The organism is Bordetella genomosp. 13, assembly GCF_002119665.1.
Taxonomy (GTDB): Bacteria; Pseudomonadota; Gammaproteobacteria; order Burkholderiales; family Burkholderiaceae_B; genus Bordetella.
Genome location: NZ_CP021111.1, coordinates 5,018,123 through 5,039,818, shown reverse-complemented (window position 1 = coordinate 5,039,818; position 21,696 = coordinate 5,018,123). Strand labels below are relative to the sequence as shown.

At 68.6% G+C, this 21,696-nt stretch carries 15 protein-coding genes; 3 read left to right on the top strand and 12 right to left on the bottom strand.

Features of this window, described 5'->3' with window-relative positions:
- Positions 1-56: 56 nt before the first annotated feature.
- From CAL15_RS22730 to CAL15_RS22685, 10 genes are all read right to left on the bottom strand, one after another.
- Positions 57-1,049 carry a tripartite tricarboxylate transporter substrate-binding protein gene (locus CAL15_RS22730; protein ID WP_086080575.1) on the bottom strand — a complete coding sequence of 331 codons (993 nt, stop codon included), beginning with the start codon at positions 1,047-1,049 and terminating at the stop codon, positions 57-59.
- A 197-nt stretch (positions 1,050-1,246) separates the two neighbouring features.
- The gene (locus CAL15_RS22725) at positions 1,247-2,110 is read right to left on the bottom strand and encodes a proteasome-type protease (RefSeq protein ID WP_086080574.1); all 864 of its coding nucleotides are present in this window, start codon (positions 2,108-2,110) and stop codon (positions 1,247-1,249) included.
- Between the two features lie 101 nt (positions 2,111-2,211).
- On the bottom strand, positions 2,212-3,408 hold the full coding sequence (locus CAL15_RS22720) for a zinc-binding metallopeptidase family protein (RefSeq protein WP_086080573.1): 1,197 nt from the start codon (positions 3,406-3,408) through the stop codon (positions 2,212-2,214).
- A 99-nt stretch (positions 3,409-3,507) separates the two neighbouring features.
- The gene (locus CAL15_RS22715; RefSeq protein WP_086080572.1) at positions 3,508-4,473 is read right to left on the bottom strand and encodes a transglutaminase family protein; all 966 of its coding nucleotides are present in this window, start codon (positions 4,471-4,473) and stop codon (positions 3,508-3,510) included.
- Between the two features lie 10 nt (positions 4,474-4,483).
- Positions 4,484-7,105 carry a circularly permuted type 2 ATP-grasp protein gene (locus tag CAL15_RS22710; RefSeq protein ID WP_086080571.1) on the bottom strand — a complete coding sequence of 874 codons (2,622 nt, stop codon included), beginning with the start codon at positions 7,103-7,105 and terminating at the stop codon, positions 4,484-4,486.
- A 43-nt stretch (positions 7,106-7,148) separates the two neighbouring features.
- Positions 7,149-10,592: a transglutaminase family protein gene (locus CAL15_RS22705; protein ID WP_086080570.1), complete on the bottom strand. Its 3,444-nt coding sequence runs from the start codon at positions 10,590-10,592 to the stop codon at positions 7,149-7,151.
- 57 nt (positions 10,593-10,649) lie between these two features.
- A complete protein-coding gene (locus CAL15_RS22700) occupies positions 10,650-11,450 on the bottom strand; it encodes a transglutaminase family protein (protein WP_086080569.1) in 801 nt (266 codons plus the stop codon).
- A 13-nt stretch (positions 11,451-11,463) separates the two neighbouring features.
- The gene (locus CAL15_RS22695; protein ID WP_086080568.1) at positions 11,464-12,432 is read right to left on the bottom strand and encodes an alpha-E domain-containing protein; all 969 of its coding nucleotides are present in this window, start codon (positions 12,430-12,432) and stop codon (positions 11,464-11,466) included.
- 12 nt (positions 12,433-12,444) lie between these two features.
- The gene (locus CAL15_RS22690; protein WP_086080567.1) at positions 12,445-13,878 is read right to left on the bottom strand and encodes a circularly permuted type 2 ATP-grasp protein; all 1,434 of its coding nucleotides are present in this window, start codon (positions 13,876-13,878) and stop codon (positions 12,445-12,447) included.
- Positions 13,879-14,088: 210 nt separating this feature from the next.
- A complete protein-coding gene (locus tag CAL15_RS22685) occupies positions 14,089-14,760 on the bottom strand; it encodes a 5-formyltetrahydrofolate cyclo-ligase (RefSeq protein ID WP_086080566.1) in 672 nt (223 codons plus the stop codon).
- 65 nt (positions 14,761-14,825) lie between these two features.
- Here CAL15_RS22685 and CAL15_RS22680 point away from each other — a divergent pair, with 65 nt between their 5' ends.
- The 3 genes from CAL15_RS22680 to CAL15_RS22670 all read left to right on the top strand — a co-directional run bounded on the left by CAL15_RS22680 (position 14,826) and on the right by CAL15_RS22670 (position 18,550).
- A complete protein-coding gene (locus CAL15_RS22680) occupies positions 14,826-17,024 on the top strand; it encodes a lytic transglycosylase domain-containing protein (protein ID WP_086080565.1) in 2,199 nt (732 codons plus the stop codon).
- Positions 17,024-18,106, top strand: a complete 1,083-nt coding sequence (locus CAL15_RS22675; protein ID WP_086080564.1) for a CCA tRNA nucleotidyltransferase — start codon at positions 17,024-17,026, stop codon at positions 18,104-18,106. Before CAL15_RS22680 ends, CAL15_RS22675 begins: the two co-directional genes overlap by 1 nt.
- A 114-nt stretch (positions 18,107-18,220) precedes the next feature.
- Positions 18,221-18,550: a hypothetical protein gene (locus CAL15_RS22670; protein ID WP_086080563.1), complete on the top strand. Its 330-nt coding sequence runs from the start codon at positions 18,221-18,223 to the stop codon at positions 18,548-18,550.
- A gap of 53 nt (positions 18,551-18,603) precedes the next feature.
- Here the strand turns inward: CAL15_RS22670 and CAL15_RS22665 are convergent, their stop codons facing one another.
- Both CAL15_RS22665 and CAL15_RS22655 read right to left on the bottom strand, forming a co-directional pair.
- Positions 18,604-19,806: a class I SAM-dependent methyltransferase gene (locus CAL15_RS22665; RefSeq protein ID WP_086080562.1), complete on the bottom strand. Its 1,203-nt coding sequence runs from the start codon at positions 19,804-19,806 to the stop codon at positions 18,604-18,606.
- 842 nt (positions 19,807-20,648) lie between these two features.
- Positions 20,649-21,674 (bottom strand): IS110 family transposase, encoded by a 1,026-nt coding sequence (locus CAL15_RS22655; protein WP_086080560.1) that lies wholly within the window; start codon positions 21,672-21,674, stop codon positions 20,649-20,651.
- Positions 21,675-21,696: the final 22 nt, after the last annotated feature.

Here is a 21,696-nt window from a genome sequence, read left to right as displayed (position 1 = left end):
GTGCCGACATCATGGGACGCCCATGATGGACCGGCGACGGGGTGGAGAGACCGACGCTAGTCCGCGTACACCCCCGCCTTGCGGATCATCGGGCCCCACTTGTCGATCTCGGACTTCAACCAAGTCTGCAGACCTTGCGGCGTCTGCTTGTCGGCTGGCACGATCTCAGCGCCCAGTTCCGCCATGCGGTTGGTGAAGGACGGGTCCTTCAGGGCCGCGCGCAGCGCCTCGTTGAAGCGCGCCACGACTTCGGGCGGCGTGTCCTTGGGCCCGTACACGCCATGCCACACCTTGATCTCGAAACCCTTCAGGCCCTTCTCGTTCAGCGTGGGCGCATCGGGCAATGCCTTGATGCGATCCAGCGTGGTGACGCCGTACAGGCGCACCTTGTCGGCCTGGATGTGCGGGATCGTCTGCGTGGTCTGGTCGCACAGCACGTCGACCTGGCCGCCCAGCAGCGCGGTCAGCGCAGGAGCCGTGCCGGAGTAGGGCACCGTGGTGAACTGCGTGCCCAGCGATTCCTGCAGCAGCATGCCGCACAGTTGCGACACCGCGCCCAGTCCCGCATTGGCCAGGTTCAGCTTGTTGCCCTGCGCCTTGGCATAGCTGATGAAGGCCGGCAGATCGGCGGGCTGCAGGTCCTTGCGGCCCAGCAGCGTCATGGGCACGTCGGCCACCTGGCCGACGTACGCGAAGTCGGTCAGCGGGTTGTATGCCAGCTTGCGGTACAGCGCCGGCGCCGTGGCCATGCCGTTGTGGTGGATGAGGAAGGTGTAGCCGTCGGGCGCGGCCTTGGCGACATAGCTGGCGGCCAGCGTGCCGCCCGCGCCGGTGCGGTTCTCCACCACGATGGGCTGGCCCAGGGTCTTGCTCATGGACGCGCCCAGCGTGCGGGCCACCACGTCAGTGGGGCCGCCGGCCGCGAACGGCACGACCAGTGTGATCGCCCGCGTGGGATAGGCGTTCTGGGCGGCGGCCTGGAAGGCCGCCGCGCAACCGAGGGCCAGCAACACGGCGCGCAAGCCGGTGCCGCGAATGGAAAAACCCATGTCTCGCTCCTGTTCTGTGGTCATGGCCATGGCGGTGGCAACGGTGTGTGCCGCGCCATGGCGGAGCGTCCAGTCTAGGTGCTGGCGGCGCGCGCCGGAATTCGAACCTGTCGAAGGCCGTCTTTCGCGCCGGAGAATCGGGGAAAACGCGATGGTGATGTTCTTGCGTCGCGAGGCCGTGCCGGACCCGCGCCCGGTCAGGACGCCTGCGGATGGCCGGGGTCTTGCGCCAGCACCTGCGGCTGCGGATAGTCGCTGTGGTCCGAGGCGGCCGGCTTGATGCGCACCGGCTGGTGCACGCGGTTGGCAGGCACCAGCGAGTCCGGGCCGGTGGGCGTGGTCCAGACCGGGTCGGCGATCTCGGCGAACACCTGCCGCAGGCGTTCGCCCCAGGTGCTGCGGATCATCCGGAAGTATTCGTTGTGTTCGTCGATGCTGGCGAACTGCGTCACGCGCAGCGCGCCGTTCTCGTATACCAGCAGGTCCAGGGGCAGGCCGACCGAGATGTTCGAGCGCAGGGTCGAGTCCATCGAGATGAGCGCGCACTTGGCTGCCTCGTCCAGCGAAGTGTGCGGTTCAAGCACGCGGTCGAGAATGGGCTTGCCGTACTTGGCCTCGCCGATCTGGAAGTACGGGCACTCGGGGCTGGCCTCGATGAAGTTGCCCGCCGCATAGACCTGGAACAGGCGGCAGGGCTCGGCGCCGATCTGGCCGCCGAAGATGATGTGGACGTTGAACTCGACGCCCTGTTCAGCCAGCGCATCGGCATCGCGCTTGTGCACTTCACGCACGGCAAGGCCCACGCGGCGCGCGGCCTCGAACAGGGTGGGCGCCTGCCACAGCGACTCGGGATGCGTGGCGTCGTACTGGCCCAACAGGGTGACCACCGCCTGGCTGATCGCCAGGTTGCCCGAGGTCATCAGCACCATCACGCGTTCGCCCGGCTGCTCGAAGACCTTGAGCTTGCGATAGACGCTAATCTGGTCCACGCCGGCGTTGGTGCGGGAGTCGGAGAGGAATACCAGGCCCGCATCCAGGCGGGCGGCGACACAGTAGGTCATGGCGGCACGGGGGCGAAAATGCGGCCATTGTATGCACAAGACGGGACGCCGTCGTGACCGCTGTTGCGCCGCGGTCACGACATGGCGGCCGGGTGCGGTGTCTATCCGGCGGCCGTTCCGGGCGGGACGGCCGCCGCCGCCGTCGGCACGATGCCGGCCGGGGCCGCGGTCTTCACCAGGCGATGGACGAACTGCAGCTTGCCCACCACGGCCGTGGGCAGCACGAAAGGATAGAAGTCGCGCTGGCCCATGCTGCGGGACAGTTCGTTCATGATGGCGGTCAGTTCGACCCAGGCGTTGACCAGGGCCAGGAACTGCGGCCCGCCGGGATCGGTCGCGTCGTACAGCGCCGCTTCCGTGAAGGGGTCGTAGGGCAGTTCCACGGCATGGCCGGCCACGCCGAAACTCAGCGCGGTGTCCAGCGTGTCCATCATGTGCAGATAGTGGGCCCACGTCTCGGCCCAGTCTTCCCATGGATGCGACGAGGCGTAGGTGCTGATGTACTGGGTCTCCCATCCCGCGGGCGGTCCCTGGTCGTAATGGGCCTTCAGGGCGTCGCCATAGTCGGCGCGCTCGTCGCCGAAGACCTGGCGGAAGCTGTCCAGCCAGGGCGTGCCGGCCACCAGCCGGTCCCAGTAGAAATGGCCGATCTCGTGGCGGAAGTGGCCGACCAGCGTGCGGTAGGGCTCGTGCATCTGCTCGCGCACGCGCACGCGGTAGGCGTCGTCGGCCTCCTGGACGTTCAGGGTGATCAGGCCGCTGGCGTGGCCGGTCATGGGCGGCGTGCCGTCGGGGCCGGGCGCCAGGAAGTCGAACATCAGCCCGCCGTCGCCGGGTTCAGCGCCGCGCTGCACCGGCAGGCCGAGGGTCAGCAGCTGCGCCACCAGCCTGCGCTTGGCCGCTTCTATCCGGCACCACAGCTGCGCGTTGTCGCCCTCGGGCAGGTTGGGAATGGTGCGGTTCAGCACACAGGCGGCGCACAGCGTGTCGGCAGATTCGTCGGGTATCAGCCAGTTGCACATGGCCGGGCTCGAGAAGTTGGCGCAGCGGCGGTACAGCTTGCCGCGCTGCCGGCTGGCGGTGCGCCAGGTGTCCGCCCTGGGACCCGGCGCCAGGGCCACCACCCGCCCGCGCTGCGGCTCGTAGCCAAGCTGGTTGTGGCAGTTCAGGCATTCCGTGTTGTCGAAGAATACCGGCTGGCCGCAGGTGCATTGGTACAGGCGCGACCGCGTGGGCCGGCCCTGGCGGCGCCTGCCGCCCTCTAGCTGCTGACTGATGGAATCGAAGAAGCTGGTCATGTGTCCGATCCTCCGGGTCTGCGTTCGCAGACTGTATCGCAGAGACGGGTTTCTTTCGCCGTGCGAGCGTATCAAGACGCTGCGCGTCGGACCGCGCGGTCAGCCTACGGCGGCCGGCATGCCCACCTGCATGTCCAGGCCTTCGGGCAGGTCGTCCCAGGGCGCCACGGTGACGCGGACCGTCAGTTCATGGCCGCCTCCGCCGCGGATCACGCCGCGCATCGGCGTGACGTCGCCGTAGTCCCGGCCATACGCCAGGATGACGTGATCCAGCGCGGGCACTACGTCGTTGGTGGGATCCAGGTCGAGCCAGCCATCGTTCACGGCGAGACCGGGACAATGCACCGATACCCAGGCATGCGATGCGTCGGCGCCGACCATCCGAGGCTTGCCGGGCGGCGGACGCGATACCAGGTAGCCGCTGACGTAGCGCGCGGCCAGCCCCAGCGCACGCAGGCAGCCGATCATCACGTGCGCGAAGTCCTGGCACACGCCGTGGCGTTGGCTATAGGCCTGGAGTACGGGCGTGGTCACCTGCGTGCTGGCCGGGGCATACGCGAAGTCGGCGTGGATGCGGTGCATCAGGTCCAGCGCGCCCTCGGCGATGGGCCGCTCCGGCGGGAACGACGGCGCGGCGTAGTCGCGCAGTTCGGCATGCAGCGGCACATAGGGCGAAGGAAAGGCGAATTCGGCCTGGGCCGCGTAGGCGGCGCCTGCCTGGTAGCGCAGCCGCAGCGCCGCCTCTTCCCAGGGCGCGCATGCCGAGGGATCCAGGTTCGTGTGACGCGGCCTTACCGTGACGCGGCTGCTGGCGCGCACCACCAGCGCATCGTGCGGCGCGTGCAGCGCGAAGATGTTGCGCCAGTTGCCGAAGGCATCGGGCGCGGCCTGGACGTGCGGCGGTTCGGGTTCGACGTGCAGCAGGTGCGCGTCCAGCGCCTGCCAGTCGTCGTGGCGCGGGCGCAGATAGACCAGGTGATGCGCCAGCTCGACCGGAGCTTCGTAGCGGTAGGCGGTTTCGTGTACGACGGCCAGGGTGCGGGAGCCAGGGTTCGGAAGAGACATGGAGAACGCCTCAGGCCGACAGCGACTGCACCGCGCCGCCCGAATGGCTGAAGTAGCGCCGGCTGATTTCATCCGACAGCGCGCCCGCCGTGGCTTCGAGCTGGCGGGCCAATGCCAGCACCGCGTCATAGCGCCCGTCGTCGCCGCGCTGGCACAGCGCGGCCAGCGTACAGCCGGTGTCGCGCGGGGGCAGCAGGGCCAGCAGTTCACTGGCGGGGCCCGCGGCGCTGGCCGGCAGGCGCGCCAGTTCGGCATGCAACAGCTCCAGCGTGCACGCCGCCGAGCGGGGGTTGGCCGGATCGAGCACCAGCAGGTTGAGCAGCGCGGGGATCTCGTGGCGGCCCTGATAGTGAGCGCGGTAGGTGATGGCGCTGTCGTACAGGTGCAGCAGCAGGCTGAAGCCGCCCTCGCGCAGCACGGCGTTCTGCGTGAAGAGGGCACTCAGCACGCCGGCCATGGCGGCCAGGCGCTCGGTCTGTCGCCCCACCGTCAGCAGGCGCCAGCCGTCGTCGCGCGTCATGTGGTCGGTCTGTGCGCCGGTGATGGCCGACAGCTGCCGGCTCAGCCGCCGCAGGCCGCGCAGCACGTCCGAGGCGGAGCGCTGCGGCGGCAGCTCCGCGGCCGCGTCGTCGTCGGACGCGTAGCGGTCCAGTCGGTCGGGAGCCGCATCCTCTTCGGCCATGCGGCTGCGGTAGCGTTCGCCCGCGGTCATGATCAGGCCCCAGTGTTCGGGCGACAGGCGGTCGCGGATCTGGCCGGCGCAGTACGCCATGGCGGCCAGGTTGCTGCCGAAGCCGCGCCGCGGATCCTCCGAGGCCAGTTCGGCCACCAGCGTGTGCTCGAACACGCGCAGCGAACGCGGCAGCGCCGCCGGCACCAGGCCGCTGCGCACGCACAGGCCCGCCAGCGCGTCGAAGATGGGCTCGGCATTGTCCATGTCGCCGTTCAGCCACGTCAGCGTCTGCGCGGCCAGGCGCACGTCGCATTCGATCCGCTCGGCGTAGCGTCCCATCCAGAACAGGTTCTCGGCCGCGCGGCTGGAAACCGGGCGGCGCGCCTGCGCGATGTCCTCGGGACGCATGCGGGCCGGCAGCATGGAGAACATGTCCACCATGCCCGAGGTCGTCACCCAGGTATCCAGGCTGCTGCCGCCGCGCTGCATCGACACCACCTGCTGCTGGCGGCTGGCGATGCGCGTCAGGCCGCCGGGCAGCACGCGCCAGCCGCCTTCGCCGTCCGCGATGGCGAACACGCGCACCATGGCCGCGCGCGGCACGATGTGGCCGGCTGCCCAGGTGGGCGCCTGCGACAGCGGCAGGTAGTCCTGCACCGTGTAGGCGTCCGGGTCGGCGGCGATGCGCTCGCGCAGGGCCGCTCGCTGGTCCGGGGTGGTGTCGCTGCCGATCAGCGGCTCGAAGGCCGCGCGCTGCGGGCTGTTGGGGTAGGTGGCCTTGACGACGGCGCGCTCCAGCAGCGGCAGCGCCTGCTCGCGTGCCGCGGCCTCGCCGCACCACCACGAGGGCAGCGAGGGCAGCAGCAGGTCCGCGCCCAGCAGGCGCCGGCCCACGGCCGGCAAGAAGCCGTTGATGGCGGGAGATTCGAGAAAGCCCGTACCCAGCGAGTTGGCCACCAGCACGTTGCCCGCGCGCATCACCTGCAAGAGGCCCGGCACCCCCAGGGCCGAGTCGCCGCGCAGTTCCAGCGGGTCGCAGAAATCGTCGTCCAGGCGGCGCACCAGCGCGTGCACGCGCTCCAGTCCGTGCAGCGTCTTCAGGAACAGCTGGTCGTCGCGCACCGTCAGGTCGCTGCCCTCGACCAGCGTCAGGCCGAGGTAGCGCGCCAGGTAGGTCTGCTCGAAATAGGTTTCGTTGTAGGGACCCGGCGTGAGCAGCGCGATGCGTGGGGGCGTGCGGTCGGCGGGGCTCAGCCGGTGCAGCATGTCCACCAGTCCGCGATAGCTGGCCGCCAGGTGCTGCACGCGCAGTTCCTTGAAGGCCTCGGGGAACTGGCCCGAGATGGTCAGGCGGTTCTCCAGCAGATAACCCAGCCCCGAAGGCGCCTGCGTGCGCTGTGACACCACCCACCAGCCGCCGTCGTGCGCGCGCGCCAGGTCGAAGGCGGCGATGTGCAGGTATACGTTGCCAGGAGGCACATGGCCGCGCAGCGGCCGCAGATAGCCGGGATGGCCCTGCACCAGCGCGGGCGGCAGCAGTCCTTCGGACAACAGCGACTGCGGGCCGTAAACGTCGGCCAGTACCTGGTTCAGCAGCGTCGCGCGTTGCGCCAGGCCGCGCTCGATGACGCGCCAGTCGCCGTCCTCGATGATGAAGGGCAGCAGGTTCAGCGACCACGGCCGCGTCAGCCCGTTCGCGTCGGCGTACACGTTGTAGGTGATGCCGTTCTCGCGGATCTGCCGCGCCACGTTGTCGGCGCGATGGTTCAGCTCGCCGAAGCCTTCGGGGCCCAGCAGGTCGAAGAAGCGCGTCCACGACTCGCGCAGCACCGTGGCGCCATCGGGGCCGGCCGGGGCGCGCAGTTCGTCGTAGTGCCCGGGCCGCGGCGGCAGCGCCGCATGCGCCGCCAGAGAGGCGACGTCGCGCGAGGGATCGGTCTGGAAGAGCAACTGCGGCATGACGGTACGTAGGTCGGCCACCCGGGCGCGCGCCCGGGCCGGATCAATCGCGCCGCAAGTCCAGCGTGAACGGAAGCTCGCGGCCCGGCACGGCCGGTTCGGGGTTCAGGCGTCCCGGCGTATGGCCCATTCTCTGGAACCGCGCCAGCCGCCGGCTTTCGGCCTCGTAGGCATTGACCGGCAGCACGCCCGGGTTCAGCCCGCCCGGATGCTCGACATGATACTGGCATCCGCCCAACGATCGCTGCGACCAGGTGTCGACGATGTCGAACACCAGCGGCACGTGCACGGCCACGGTGGGATGCAGCGCCGAGGGCGGCGCCCACGCCTTGTAGCGCACCCCGGCCACGTACTCGCCCGCCCGGCCGGTGGGCTGCAGCGGCAGCGCCCGTCCGTTGGCGGTGACAACGTGGCGGCTGTCGTTCAGGCCCGAGACGCGCACCTCCAGGCGTTCCAGCGACGAGTCCACGTAGCGCACCGTGCCGCCGATCGCGCCTTCCTCGCCCATCACGTGCCACGGCTCCAGCGCGCCGCGCAGTTCCAGGTGGATGCCGCGCGCGGCGATGTCGCCGTACAGCGGGAAGCGGAACTCGAAGTGCGGCGCGAACCATGCCGCGTCGAAGGCGTAGCCCGCCTCGTTCAGGTCGCGGATGACGTCCTCGAAATCCATGCGCACGAAGGTCGGCAGCATGAAGCGGTCGTGCAGGGCGGTGTTCCAGCGCGACAGGCGCGCGGTATAGGGCGTCTTCCAGAAGTGCGCCAGCAGGCCGCGCAGCAGCAGCTGCTGCGCGAGGCTCATCTGCGCGTGCGGCGGCATCTCGAAGGCTCGCAGCTCGAGCAGGCCCAGGCGTCCGGTGCTGCTGTCCGGCGAATACAGCTTGTCGATGCAGAACTCGGCGCGATGCGTGTTGCCCGTGACGTCGACCAGGATGTTGCGCAGCGCGCGGTCGATGAGCCAGGGCGGCACCTGGCCACCCCGCTCGGCGCACTGTTTGCGGATCTCCTGGATGGCGATCTCGAGTTCGATGATCTGGTCGTTGCGCGCCTCGTCCACGCGCGGCGCCTGGCTGCTGGGCCCGATGAACAGGCCCGAGAACAGATACGACAGCGACGGGTGGTTGATCCAGTACGTCAGCAGGCTGACCAGCAGGTCCGGGCGGCGCAGGAAAGGGCTGTCGGCCGGCGTCTTGCCGCCCAGCACGAAGTGATTGCCGCCGCCCGTGCCGGTGTGCTTGCCGTCCACCATGAACTTCTCGGTGGACAGCCGCGTCTGGTAGGCGGCCTCGTACAGGAACTCGGTGTGATCGACCAGTTCGTCCCAGTTCGAGGCGGGATGGATGTTGACTTCGATGACGCCCGGATCGGGCGTGACCTGCAGCATCTTCAGGCGCGGATCGCGCGGCGGCTGGTAGCCTTCCAGCACGATGCGCATGTCCAGGGCGGCGGCGGTGGCTTCCACCGCGGCCAGCAGCTCCAGGTAGTCTTCCACGCGCTGCAACGGCGGCATAAAGACGTACAGCACGCCGTTGCGCGCTTCGGTGCACAGCGCGGTGCGGGTGATCCACGAGGCCGATTCGAAGCGGTCGGGGCGGCGTTCCAGGGGAACGGCATGTGCATCATCTGCGCCGGCGCCCGCCATGGCGGAGCGGCCGTTGCCCACCGCGGAGCCGGAGCCCGCGCCGGCGATCGCCCCGGCCCTATCGCCGCCGGGCGGGATGGCGCCTGCCGCGCCGGGCCGTCCAGCCACCGCCACCGCGCCGCGCGATTGCGGCCGCAATTCGGCGGGTCCGGGCAGCCCGCGACGCGAGTCGAACGGATCGCGTTCGACCTGCAGCGGCCGGTCCGTCTCGGACACCCAGGGCAGCGAATCCAGCGGCAGCCTATAGCCCATCGGCGAGTCGCCGGGGAACAGGTACATGCGCTCATCGCGGAAGAACCACGGCCCCGTGATCCAGGCCGGCCCGCCCAGCGCCGGGCCATCGCCGCGCTTGATGGGCAGGGCATAGCCCACCACCTTGTCCAGCTTCTGCGCGAACACGCGCCGCAAGCGGTCGCGTTCCAATTCGTCGTCCAGGCGCGCGTCGAACGGATCGACGTTCACCGGCAGGCGCCGCTCGCGCCACAGGTAATAGAAGACATCCTCATAGCCGGGCTGCACGTAGTCGGAGGCCAGGCCCAGCCGCGCGCACAGCTCGAGGATGAAGCGCCGGGCGTCCGCTTCGGTATGGCGGCCCGGCGTGCGCTCGTCGGCGAAGCGCGACGGGTCGTTCCAGCAGGGCTGCCCGTCCTCGCGCCAGTACACCGACAGCGCCCAGCGCGGCAGTTGCTCGCCCGGATACCACTTGCCCTGTCCGAAATGCAGGAAGCCATTGGCGCCATAGCGTTCGCGCAGCCGCTGCACCAGCTCGGTGGCGTAGCCGCGCTTGGTCGGACCCAGCGCGGCGGTGTTCCACTCGGCCGCATCGCGGTCGGAGGTGGCCACGAAGGTGGGTTCTCCGCCCTGCGTCAGGCGCACGTCATGGCGATCCAGATCGTCGTCGATGCGATGGCCCAGGTCCTTGATGGCCTGCCACTGCTCGGCGTCATAAGGTTTGGTGACGCGCGGCGACTCATGGATGCGCGTCACTTCCATTGTGTGGCCGAACTCGACCTCGCACTCCTCGACGGCCCCCGTCACCGGCGCGGCGCTGCCGGGCTCGGGCGTGGCGGCCAGCGGGATGTGGCCTTCGCCCGCCATCAGGCCCGAGGTGGGATCCAGGCCGATCCAGCCCGCGCCGGGCAGGAACACCTCGCACCAGGCATGCAGGTCGGTGAAGTCGACCTCCGTGCCGCTGGGGCCGTCCAGCGACTTCACGTCGGGCGTCAACTGGATCAGGTAGCCGGACACGAAGCGCGCCGCGAGTCCCAGGTGGCGCAGCGCCTGCACCAGCAGCCATCCCGAGTCGCGGCACGAGCCCGCGCCGCGCGCCAGGGTTTCTTCCGGCGTCTGCACCCCGGGCTCCATGCGGATGAGGTAGCGGACCTCTTTATGAACCCGGCGGTTCAGTTCGACCAGGAAGTCGACGGTGCGCTGCTCGCGCGTATCGACGCTCGCCAGGAAGTCGGCGAAGCGCGGGGTAGCCGGTTCGCGGGCCAGGTAGGGCGCCAGGTCGTGCGCGAGGTTCTCGTCGTACTGCAGCGGGTAGTTTTCGGCCGACGACTCGAGGAAGAAGTCGAAGGGGTTGTAGACGGCCATTTCGGCCACCAGGTCCACCGTAATCTTCAGTTCGCGCGTTTTTCCCGGGAAGGTGAGCCGCGCCAGATAGTTCGCGAACGGATCCTGCTGCCAGTTGAGGAAGTAGTCGGCCGGCTCGACCGTCAACGAATACGACAGGACGCGGGTGCGGCAGTGCGGGGCCGGGCGCAGCCGCAGTACCTGCGGCGACAACCCGACCAGGCGGTCGTACCGATACTGCGTCACATGCTTGAGCGCTACGTGGATGGTCACAAGGCTCTCCGTGGAGGCGGGGGCGTGCCGGCATTGGATACCGGCGGTTTGACGGCGTTATTGCTGCCGGACGTCGATCTGGACCGAGACGCTCATGGACTCGTCGCCGCCGCCGTTGCGCACGCCGCGCACGGGCGAGGCCGAGTCGTAGTCGCGCGCCACGGCCAGCCGGCAATGGCCGTCCGATGCGAATTCGCGGTGGGTGACGTCCACGCTGATCCAGCCCGGATCCGGCAGCCACACGTCCGCCCAGGCATGGCTGGCGGCCACTTCGCCGGCCGTGTAGTAATAGCCGCTGACGTAGCGGCCGGGCACCCCCAGGCCGCGCACGCAGGCCAGGAACAGATGCACGTGGTCCTGGCACACGCCATGGCCCAGGGCCAGCACTTCGCTGGCCGCGGTGGTCACGTCGGTGATGCCAGGCTCGTAGGCCACGCGGGCGCAGATGGCCTCCGCGAGCGTCAACAGGTCCCGCGGCTGCTTCAGGCCCCCGGGCACGGCCTCGCGGCAGAACTGCGCGATGGTCTCGTCGCTTTTCGTCAGCGGCGTGGGCACGCAATAGGCATGCACCGGCAGGCGGCTTTCCTCTCCGCGCACCTGGCCGTCCCGCAGCGGATCGATCTCGACCTGGCCCGTGACCCGGATCTCGATCTCGGTGTGCGGCCGGTTCAGCACCAGCGTGTGCGTGACGTTGCCGTAGGCATCCACCTGCTGTTCCAGCGGCCCCGGCGCGGCGATGTGCCAGCGCAGCGTGCGCTGGTGGTCGTCGGACCGCGGCGTCAGGCGCAGGGTCTGGATGGTGTAGCTGACCGGCGCGGTATAGCGGTAGCGGGTCGTGTGCTTGATCAGGTGCTTCATGCGGGCTCTCCGGTCAGGCCGACAGCGGCACCAGGAAATCCTGGCTGATGCGGTTGCCCAGGTCGTTGATGCGGGCCAGGAAGCGCTCGAGGAAGCGATGCAGGCCGCCGCGCAGGATGTCCTCGACGCGGCCGTATTCCAGCTCGGCGCGCATCATGCCCGCGCGGCGCTCGGTCTCGGCCGAGCGGCCGTTCGAGACGCGGGCCAGGTCTTCCGACACCGCGCGCACGGAAGACAGCAGGGAACGCGGCATGTCGCCGCGCAGGATCATCAGCTCGGCCACACGGTCGGGCGCGATCACGTCGCGGTACACCTTGCGGTAGATTTCCAGGCCCGACACCGAGCTAAGCAGCGCCGACCAGCGGTAGAACTCGCTGTACAGGCCGTTGTCCGGGGCAGGGTCGGCACGGGCGCCCGGCTCGTCGTCCTGCTCGTGGAACTTCACGTCCAGCATGCGCGCGGTGTTGTCGGCGCGTTCGAGGTTCATGCCGATGCGCAGGAAGTACAGCGCCTCGTCCTCGAGCATGGTGCCCAGCGTCACGCCGCGCGCCAGGTGCGAGCGGAACTTCACCCATTCGAAGAACTCGCCGGGGTTGCGCTCGGGCAGGCCCTGGTCCAGATGCTTGAGCAGGTCCAGCCAGGTGGTGTTGTAGGTTTCCCAGACCTCGGTGGTCAGGCTGCCGCGTACGGCGCGGGCGTTCTCGCGCGCGGCGCGCAGGCACGAATAGATCGACGAGGGATTCTGCGCCTCGCGCACCATGTAGTGCAGCACGTCCTGCGGCGTGACGCCGCCGTAGCGCGCGTCATAGCCGCGCTGCAGCTCGGAAATGCGCAGCACGGCGCGCCACGAGCCCTCGAGCGTCTGCGCGTCCTGCGGCAGCAGGGACATCTGCAGGTTGACGTCCAGCATGCGCGCGGTGTTCTCGGCCCGCTCGATGTGGCGGCACATCCAGAAGAGATTGTCTGCGGTGCGGCTCAGCATGTCATCGGCCTCTCAGTCTTCCAGTACCCACGTGTCCTTGGTGCCGCCGCCCTGGCTGCTGTTGACGACCAGCGACCCCTCTACCAGCGCCACGCGGCACAGCCCGCCCGGCACGGTGCGGATGTCCTTGCCGCACAGCACGTAGGGCCGCAGGTCGACGTGGCGCGGCGCCACGCCCGACTCGACGTAGGTGGGAATGGTGGACAGCGCCAGCGTGGGCTGGGCGATGTAGTTGGCCGGGTTGGCGCGTACGCGATCCTTGAAGGCCTCGATCTGCGCCTTCGTGGAAGAGGGGCCCACCAGCATGCCGTAGCCGCCGGCGCCATGCACTTCTTTCACCACCAGCTCGTGCATGTTGGCCAGCACGTGCGAAAGCTCGTCGGGCCGCGAGCACTGCCAGGTGGGCACGTTGGACAGGATCGGCTCTTCGTTGAGGTAGAAGCGGATCATGTCGGGCACGTACAGATACGTCGACTTGTCGTCGGCGATGCCCGTGCCGATGGCGTTGGCCAGCGTGATGCGCCCGGCGCGGTACACCGACAGCAGTCCCGGCACGCCCAGCACCGAGTCGGCGCGGAACGACAGCGGATCCATGAAGTCGTCGTCCAGCCGGCGGTAGATGACGTCGACGCGCCGGGGGCCGCGCGTGGTGCGCATGTACACCGTGTTCTGCTCGACGAACAGGTCCTGTCCCTCGACCAGCTCCACGCCCATCTGCTGGGCCAGGAAGGCATGCTCGAAGTACGCCGAGTTGTACATGCCGGGCGTCAGCACGACGACCGTGGGGTCCTCGATGTTGCGCGGTGCGACCTCGCGCAGGTTATCCAGCAGCAGGTCCGGATAGTGCGCCACCGGCTCGACCTTCACGCGCGAGAAGACGTCGGGCATCAGGCGCATCGACATCTTGCGGTTCTCGAGCATGTACGACACGCCCGACGGCACCCGAAGATTGTCTTCCAGCACATAGAACTCGCCCTGGCCAGCGCGCACGATGTCCACGCCGGCCACGTGGCAATAGATGTCCTCGGCCACGTCGATGTCCTGCATCTCGGGACGGTACTGCGCGTTCAGGAACACCTGCTCTGCAGGCACGACGCCCGCCCGCACGATGTCATGGCCGTGGTAGATGTCGTGGATGAACATGTTCAGCGCGCGCACGCGCTGTTTCAGCCCCTGGTCCAGGCGCCGCCACTCGTCGGCGGGGATGATGCGGGGGATCAGGTCGAAGGGGATCAGGCGCTCGGTGCCGGCGGCATCGCCCGCCACCGAGAACGTGATGCCGACGCGGCGGAAGCTGAGGTCCGCCTCGAGCTGCCGGGCCGCCATGACGTCCGCGGGCTGCCGCGCCAGCCATTCGGCATAGGCGCGGTAATGCTGGCGCACATTGCCCTGGCCATCGAGCATCTCGTCGTAGGCCGCGGGGGGGCGGGGTGCAGCGTCGTGCATGGCTCCTCCTTCGATGCGCGCCCGGCGGTGGCAGGCCGCGCCCGGGCTGCCGGCCCGGTCTGCATTCACGCATTATGCCTAGCAACACCCATGCCAGCCATCACCGGATGTCGTCCGGCACAAGCATGGTGCAGATGGAGGAGGAGAGGGAGCGGAAGGGTGCGCGGATGCACCGTTTCGGAAATCGGCTGCCTTGGTTTGGTGCGCGATTCAGCGCAATGTGAACTGCGCTTTTGCGCTCGTCCCAGGCGCCGGCGCCGCATCCAGCGGCGCGCGCGGCAGCCAGCCGTCAGGGGTCAGCACGGCGTCCAGCCGCATGTCGTGCAGCGCCGGTTGATACTCGGCGGGCAGGCGGCCTTCGGTCCACGCGATGCCGACGGAGACGTAGTCATGGCCGGCCGAGGCCAGGGCGGCCAGCGTGCGGTCGTAGTAGCCGCCGCCGTAGCCCAGCCGGTCGGCCTCGTCCGTATAGCCGAGGGTGGGAACCAGGATCACGTCGGGCACGCAGGGCTCGCCGTCGGGTTCCGGGATGCCGTACTGCCCCTCGCGCAGGGAGGCTTCCGGCGTCCAGTTGCGGAATACCAACGGCTGGTTGCGGGCCGCAATGGTGGGCAGGCACACCGATATGCCCGCCTGCACCCATTGTTCCAGCAGGGGGCGCAGGTCGGGTTCGTCGGCCATGGGCCAGTAGGCGGCCACGCGATCCAGGCGGCGTCCCGAAGCGGCGGCCGCCTGTCGCGCCGCATTCAGCCAGCTGAAGAGACGTCCGCGCAGCAACAGTCCGCCGCGCGAGCGCGCGTCGGCGGGCAGTTCTGCCCGGGCCTGTCGCAATCGCGCGCGCAACGCGACTGCGGTATTCTGTGCGGGGTTTTGAATCGGCATGCGGGGCGTGGCGGTTCGTTGCGCGGAGGCCGTCGCGGGCGTCCGGCGGATTCACGGGAAGGGCTATGCAGCGGGATCGTCAATCGGGACCTTATCAGAAATCCACAATGACGGTCCGGCGTGCGCCGGACGCGGCGCCTTCCTGCCCTTCCTCCTCCACATTCAGGCGCTGGCTGCCGGCCCTGGCCCTGGTGGCCACGGCATGCTCCTCGGTCGATGCGCAGCAGCGCGCGGACGCCCCGATGGGCGCGGCCAATGCGGTGGCCACCGTTACACCCGCCGCGAACGCGGGCGTCCTCGAGCAACAGGCACAGGTCCAGGCGCAGACGCCCCGGCCCATCTCCGTGCCCCGCGTCGAACTGGCCGGCCTGCCTCCCTCGCCCAACGATGCCGCCCGCCAGGCCGTCGTGGCCTCGCGCGAGGCCATGAACCGCAAGCAGTGGTCGGCGCTGGGCATGGCCGCGCCGCAGGCCGCCAACGATCCGCTGGGCATCTACGCCCAATACTGGCTCCTGCGTTATCAGCTGTGGAACCCTCCCGGCGGCCAGCGGCCCACCGCCGCGCTGCAGCGCTTCCTGCAGGCCAACGCCGGCACTTACCTGGAAGACAAGCTACGCTCCGACTGGATCATCGTGGCCGCCCGCAGCGGCGATTTCGAAACCGTGCAAGACCTGGGCGAGCCGCGTGTTCCAAACAGCCAGGTGGCATGCGCGCGGGTGGACGCCCAGCACATGACCGGCAAGCGCGCCACGGCCGCGCAGGCCGTGGCCGTCTTCCAGCCCGTCACGGCCTGCTGGAAGCTGTACGACCAGTTGGTGGCCGATCGCGTGCTTGGATGGGAACACATCCAGCCCCAGGTGCGCGACGCCGTCGAAGACAACGACCTCGCCGACGCCAACAAGCTGGGCGAATACATCTTCGAGGCCGATGACCGCAAGCAGCTGGCCATCCTGCTGAAGGACCCCATGAAGTGGCTGGTGCGGCAAAGCAAGTCGCCCGTCGGCCGCAACGAGAAAGAGCTGGTGACGCTGGCACTGGCCCGGCTGGCGCGCTCGGACATCGCCGTGGCGGATTCCTACCTGCGCCGCGAATGGGAAAGCCATCTGCCCAAGGCGGACGTCGCCTGGGTGCGCACACAGTACGCCCTGATCGCGGCCCTGAACCTGGACGAACGTGCGCATCGCTGGTACCGCGAGGCCGGCGAAAGCGTGCGCATGACGCCCTACAACCATGCCTGGCGCGTGCGCGCCGCGCTGCGCGAGCCCAAGGTCGACTGGAAATGGGTGCTGGCCTCCATCGCGCAGATGTCGCCCGCGCAGCAGGCCGAGCCCGCCTGGGTCTACTGGAAGTCGCGCGGCCTGGCCGCGCAGGGGCACGGCGAGCAGGCTCGGCAGGGCTATGCTTCGATCGCCGACCAGTTCAACTTCTATGGCCAGCTGGCGGCCGAGGAGCTGGGCCGCAAGATCACCGTGCCCCCCGTGCCGCAGCCCGTCACCGATGCCGAGATGGCGCAGGCGCGGGCCAACCCGGGCCTGATCCGCGCCGTGCACCTGTTCCGTCTCGGCTGGCGCGGCGAGGCGGTGCCCGAATGGAATTTCTCGCTGCGCGGCATGTCCGATCGGCAACTGATGGCCGCCGCCGAGCTGGCGCGCGCCGAAGGGTTGTTCGACCGAGTGGTCAACACCTCGGACCGCACCGAGGCGGAGTTCGATTTCACGCAGCGCTACATCGCGCCGTTCGAGGGCCGCGTCAGCGCCAAGGCGCGCGCCATCGCCCTGGATCCGGCGTGGGTGTACGGCCTGATCCGGCAGGAGTCGCGCTTCGTGATGGAGGCACGTTCGCACGTGGGCGCCTCGGGCCTGATGCAGCTGATGCCCGCAACCGCCAAGTGGGTGGCTCGCAAGATCGGCATGAACGACTTCACGCCCGACAGCGTGCACGACTTCGACGTCAACACCGAGCTGGGCACGAATTACCTCAACATGGTGCTGCAAGACCTGGGCGGCTCGCAGCTGCTGGCCAGCGCCGGGTACAACGCCGGGCCCAGGCGCCCCATCAACTGGCGCGCCACTTTTAGCCACCCGGTCGAGGGCGCGATCTTCGCCGAAACCATTCCGTTCACCGAGACGCGGCAATACGTGCAGAACGTCATGTCCAATGCCACGTACTACGCCGCGCTGTTCAGCGGCCAGCCGCAGTCGCTGAAGGCGCGGCTGGGCAGCGTGGGCGCCACGGGCCCGGTGGCGCGCACCGAGCTGCCGTGATGGACGATCCCGCCGTCCAGGGCTTGCAGGCCTACGTGGTCGGCGGCGCGGTGCGCGACGAACTGCTGGGCCTGCCGGCCGGCGATCGCGACTGGGTGGTGGTGGGCGCCACGCCCGAAGAGATGTCGCGCCGCGGCTTCGTGCCGGTGGGCGGCGATTTCCCGGTGTTCCTGCACCCGCGCACCAAAGAGGAATACGCGCTGGCCCGCACCGAGCGCAAGTCGGGCCGAGGTTATCAGGGCTTCACCTTCTATACCGGCGCCGACGTCACGCTGGAACAGGACCTGCTGCGCCGCGACCTGACCGTGAACGCCATGGCGCGCACGGCGGACGGCCAGCTGGTCGATCCGCTGAATGGATCGGCCGACCTGCGCGACCGGGTGTTCCGCCACGTGGGCCAGGCTTTTGCGGAAGACCCCGTGCGCATCCTGCGTCTGGCCCGCTTCGCCGCGCGTTTCGGCGACTTCTCGGTGGCGGACGAGACCATGGCGCTGTGCCGCCGGATGGTGCAGGCCGGCGAGGCCGATGCGTTGGTGGCCGAGCGGGTCTGGAAGGAAGTGGCGCGCGGGCTGATGGCTGGCAAGCCGTCGCGCATGCTCGAGGTACTGGCTCGATCGGGTGCGCTGCCGCGTGTGATGCCTGAACTGGCCGAGGTCGAACAGGCTGGCGCGGATGTGGATCGCGCCGCCGACGCCGGGCTCGAATTGCCGGGACGCTATGCGCTGTTGTGCCGACTGTCGCCCGAACGCGAGGCGTTGGCCAGGCGCCTGCGCGTGCCGACCGAATGCGCCGACCAGGCGAAGCTGTTGCCCGAGATGTTGCGCGGCCTGCCCGACGCGGGCCAGCCCGAAGGCCGGCTGGCGGTGCTCGAGCGTTGCGATGCCCTGCGCAAGCCGGATCGGTTCATGGCCTTGCTGCGCGCGGCGGCCGTGGTCGAGCCGACGGTGGACATCGATGCATGGCGCGGCTGGACGGACGCCGTGCGCGGCGTGGATGCGGGCGCCATTGCGAAAGCATGCGCGGGCGATCCGGCGCGCATCAAGCCGGCGTTGCGGGAGGCGCGGTTGGGGGTGTTGGGGTGAGTGCGGGAGGTCGTCCGAATTTGCGCGACTGAGTGGGTTGCAATGCAGAGTTCGGCTTACAAAGACATGCTTGGCTAGCCGCAATTCGGCAGACGCCGCATCCATGCCAGTCATATGACCTACGCTTTGACATCCCGATCGACCACCTCAGCGTTTCGCCGCGAGATGTACCCCATTGCGCAGACAACGGAACGGCAAAGTAGCCAGCTTCTGGGTTTGACCGAGGAGGTCCTGCGCGCTCATGAGTTGTCCGTCATCGGTAGCGGTCCTCGGCGCAGCACCATTCCATCGCCGGATTTCGACGCCGTCTACCTGGAGATCCCTGTGAAGGCATCCTTCAGGGAAGTCGGTGACATGAATTTTCAGTTGGCGGCTCTGGTCGCCGAGCGGCTCGACGAAACCCCGGAAGAAGTGGTCGTGGCGTTCACAGCAGCAGAGCCATGAGCGTTGAACCGCAGGACATACGGGCGTCCGGCCAACGAAAATCTCAGCGCCGCCTACAAGCCACCCCGCCTATCCCCGCGCGCAAACCCCATCAACGGCCCCGGCATATCCCGCCCCACGGCCAGCACCTTGAACAATTCCCCCATCTCGGCTTCGGACAGCAGCTTCTGCACCGGCGCGGCCACTTGCGCGTAGGCGCGCGCATCGGCGGCATCCAGGTTCGCCAGCAGGTCCAGCAGCCCGGCATTCATCAGGAACCGTCCCTGCGAGGTATACCCCAGCACGTCCAGCCCGCCCGCCAGCGCGGCGTCGGCCATGGCGGTGAAATCCACGTGCGCCGTGATGTCCTGCAGGCCTGGCGCCACGAACGGGTCTGCGTGCGCGTGGTGCCGCAAGTGGCACATCAGCGTGCCGCCCGCGCGCTGGGGATGGTAGTACTCGTGGCGGGGAAAGCCGTAGTCCAACAGCAGCGCGGCGCCGCGCGTCAGCCACGAGCCCATGCCGCGCACCCAGGCCTCCGCCTGCAGATTGATCTCCGACACGTAGCCCGGCAAGGGGGGCATGCGCGGCGTGATGGCCTGCGCCAGCTCCGCGCCCGCCGGTCGGTCGGCCCACGTGAAGCCGCCTTGCTCATCCAGCGTCACGCCGCGTTCGTGTATGTCCGCCTGCTCGCTCCAGCGGAACAGCGACACCGGCATCGCGTCCAGTACCTCGTTGGCCAGCACGCACCCTTCGAAGGCATCGGGCAGGGCATCCAGCCACTGCACGCGCTCGCCATAGCCGGCCAGCCGCGCCTGCTGGCGCTGGCGCAGGTCGGCCGACACCTCGACGATGCGGTATTGCGCGGCCACGCCCAACCGGTCCAGTTCGGCAAGCACGCCTTCGGCCAATGCGCCGCTGCCGGCGCCGAACTCCAGCACGGCGGACGTGCCCGATTCGTCGAGCACCTGGCGCACCTGGCGCGCCAGCGTGTGGGCGAACAGCGGCGTCAGTTCGGGCGCGGTGACGAAATCGCCGGCCGGCAGACCGGGCGATCGCTCCTGTCCATCGGAAGCCTGGTCGCTGGAAGCCAGCTTCTGCGCGCCGGCGGTGTAGTAGCCCAGGCCGGGCGCATACAGCGCATGGGCCATGTAGGCATCGAAGGGCAGCCACCCGCCTGCGCTGCGCACCGCCTCGCGTAGCGACTGCGCGACGCGTTCGCTATGGGCCTGGGAATCGGGATCGAGAGGAGGCAGGTTGGCGGTGTTGCGGGTCATGCGGATAAGGGGAGGGGTCGAGTGCCTGACGACGCCGTGGCGGTCCTGCCAGGCGCGGTGATAGGCGTTGATATGCTAATCGAAATCGCGAGGCGTCCCGCGCGGCACGCCGGTGAAATCGCGTGAAGATGGCGCGCCGCGCGCCTTGTCGGGTTTGCCGGCACGGGGTGGGCCTGGGGCTGTGTGCAGACTCGCCGCATGCGTTTGCTATAAAGGTGGCTATGGCATTTCTGCAGGACGGTCAGTATGGTGGTACAGACGTGGGCCCGACGGGGCGTGATGCTGGTTTTCGCAACGCTGGTGTCGGGGTGCTCGACGCTTGGCGGCAGTGATGAACCGGAGGCGGCGCCGCCCAGCAGCAGCGTAGACATCCAATGCAGGTTGAGCCGAAGCAGCTGCATCCACGAGGGCTCATATGAGCCCGGCGAGCGCGACTACGCCGAGGAAGAAGCGGCGCGCCGCAACCGGGCCGAACTCGATCGACTGCGTCGCAGCAGATAGCCGACTTCACCGCCGCGAGCCGGCCAGCCGCCAGGGGTAATGGCACGGCGAGGTCGAAGCGTCGATGGCAATCCGTGCGAACAAAGAAAATCTATGGTCAGCCCGATTTTTGCAAGCGAGGAAGTGTTGGCGTAAATTGGGCTTGCTCAAATCTATTCGGAGTCGGTTGGGGACAGGTCCCCGCTCCATGATGAGAGTCGCGCCCGGCAAACCTCAAAAAGCCCTCAGCATCCAGGTGCTGGATTCTTTGCCAGGTTTCTTGCCAGGCCGTTGAGCCGTTTATGTCTTCACGTACTCGCGTCGCAAAACCAGGAAGTGACTGCGTAAAACGGTGATGAAGGTCAGGTTGTGCTGACAGCCTGCTCACTTCGGTAGTTCGTTCCATTGGCGAGGATGGCCCAGGCTATTCTCGCCAATTTATTGGCCAGCGCGCAGGCCACGACATTCGAGTGGCGTCTTGCCAGCAGCTCGCGCACCCAGATACCCAGCCGATCCGTACGCTGTTGCACGCGTTGCATGATCGCTCGAGCGCCCTGCACCAGCAGCCGCCTGAGGTTCTTGTCGCCGCGTTTGCTGATGCCCAGCAACGTGGGTTTGCCGCCAGTGCTGTACTGCCGCGGCACCAGGCCTACCGAAGCGGCGAACTGGCGTGCTGAACCAAATTGCTGCGCATCTCCCAGTTCTGTCATCAGCACGCTCGCCGTGATCGGCCCGATGCCGGGTATCTCCAGCAGCCGCTGGCTGCGTTCATCCTCGCGCAGTTGCTGGCACAACTCACGTTCGATCTGGCCCATCTGCTCATCCAGATACTTGAAATGCGTTTGCAGCCGCTCAAGCAGTGCCACCAGCCGAGGCGGCAACTCATGCCCGGCCAACACTGCAGGCAGGCGCCGGATGATTGCCTGCCCGCGCGGCAGGCTGATGCCGAACTCCAGCAAGAAGGCGTGAACCTGGTTGATCACGCCGGTGCGATCGCGTACCAGCGACTCTCGTACGCGGTGCAGCGCAGAGACGGTCTGCTGTGCCTCGTTGCGCGCGCTCACGAACCGCATGCTCGGGCGCGAGGCGGCTTCGCAGATCGCCTGCGCATCGGCGAAGTCGTTCTTGTTGCCCTGCACGAAGGGGCGCACGAATTGCGGCGAGATCAGCTTGGCCCGATGGCCCAGCGCCTGTATGCGGCGCGCCATCCAATGCGCTCCCGCGCAGGCCTCCATCACCACCGTACTGCCCGGCGTATTACCTAGCAACGTAAACAGTTGTTGGCGAGAGCACTTCTTGCGAAACACCATCCTGCCGGTCACGTCCTGCCCGTGCAGATGGAAGCTATGCTTGCCCAGATCGATGCCAATCAGCGTGACGGTGCTCATGAGAGGTCTCCCAGAAAGAACA

What these genes read in the sequence shown, in the direction of transcription:
- CAL15_RS22655 (WP_086080560.1), bottom strand. Translation starts at nt 21,674, where the DNA reads ATGAGCACCGTCACGCTGATTGGCATCGATCTGGGCAAGCATAGCTTC.
- CAL15_RS22685 (WP_086080566.1), bottom strand. Translation starts at nt 14,760, where the DNA reads ATGCCGATTCAAAACCCCGCACAGAATACCGCAGTCGCGTTGCGCGCG.
- CAL15_RS22700 (WP_086080569.1), bottom strand. Translation starts at nt 11,450, where the DNA reads ATGAAGCACCTGATCAAGCACACGACCCGCTACCGCTATACCGCGCCG.
- CAL15_RS22725 (WP_086080574.1), bottom strand. Translation starts at nt 2,110, where the DNA reads ATGACCTACTGTGTCGCCGCCCGCCTGGATGCGGGCCTGGTATTCCTC.
- CAL15_RS22720 (WP_086080573.1), bottom strand. Translation starts at nt 3,408, where the DNA reads ATGACCAGCTTCTTCGATTCCATCAGTCAGCAGCTAGAGGGCGGCAGG.
- CAL15_RS22675 (WP_086080564.1), top strand. Translation starts at nt 17,024, where the DNA reads ATGGACGATCCCGCCGTCCAGGGCTTGCAGGCCTACGTGGTCGGCGGC.
- CAL15_RS22680 (WP_086080565.1), top strand. Translation starts at nt 14,826, where the DNA reads ATGCAGCGGGATCGTCAATCGGGACCTTATCAGAAATCCACAATGACG.
- CAL15_RS22695 (WP_086080568.1), bottom strand. Translation starts at nt 12,432, where the DNA reads ATGCTGAGCCGCACCGCAGACAATCTCTTCTGGATGTGCCGCCACATC.
- CAL15_RS22665 (WP_086080562.1), bottom strand. Translation starts at nt 19,806, where the DNA reads ATGACCCGCAACACCGCCAACCTGCCTCCTCTCGATCCCGATTCCCAG.
- CAL15_RS22710 (WP_086080571.1), bottom strand. Translation starts at nt 7,105, where the DNA reads ATGCCGCAGTTGCTCTTCCAGACCGATCCCTCGCGCGACGTCGCCTCT.
- CAL15_RS22690 (WP_086080567.1), bottom strand. Translation starts at nt 13,878, where the DNA reads ATGCACGACGCTGCACCCCGCCCCCCCGCGGCCTACGACGAGATGCTC.
- CAL15_RS22730 (WP_086080575.1), bottom strand. Translation starts at nt 1,049, where the DNA reads ATGGGTTTTTCCATTCGCGGCACCGGCTTGCGCGCCGTGTTGCTGGCC.
- CAL15_RS22715 (WP_086080572.1), bottom strand. Translation starts at nt 4,473, where the DNA reads ATGTCTCTTCCGAACCCTGGCTCCCGCACCCTGGCCGTCGTACACGAA.
- CAL15_RS22670 (WP_086080563.1), top strand. Translation starts at nt 18,221, where the DNA reads ATGACCTACGCTTTGACATCCCGATCGACCACCTCAGCGTTTCGCCGC.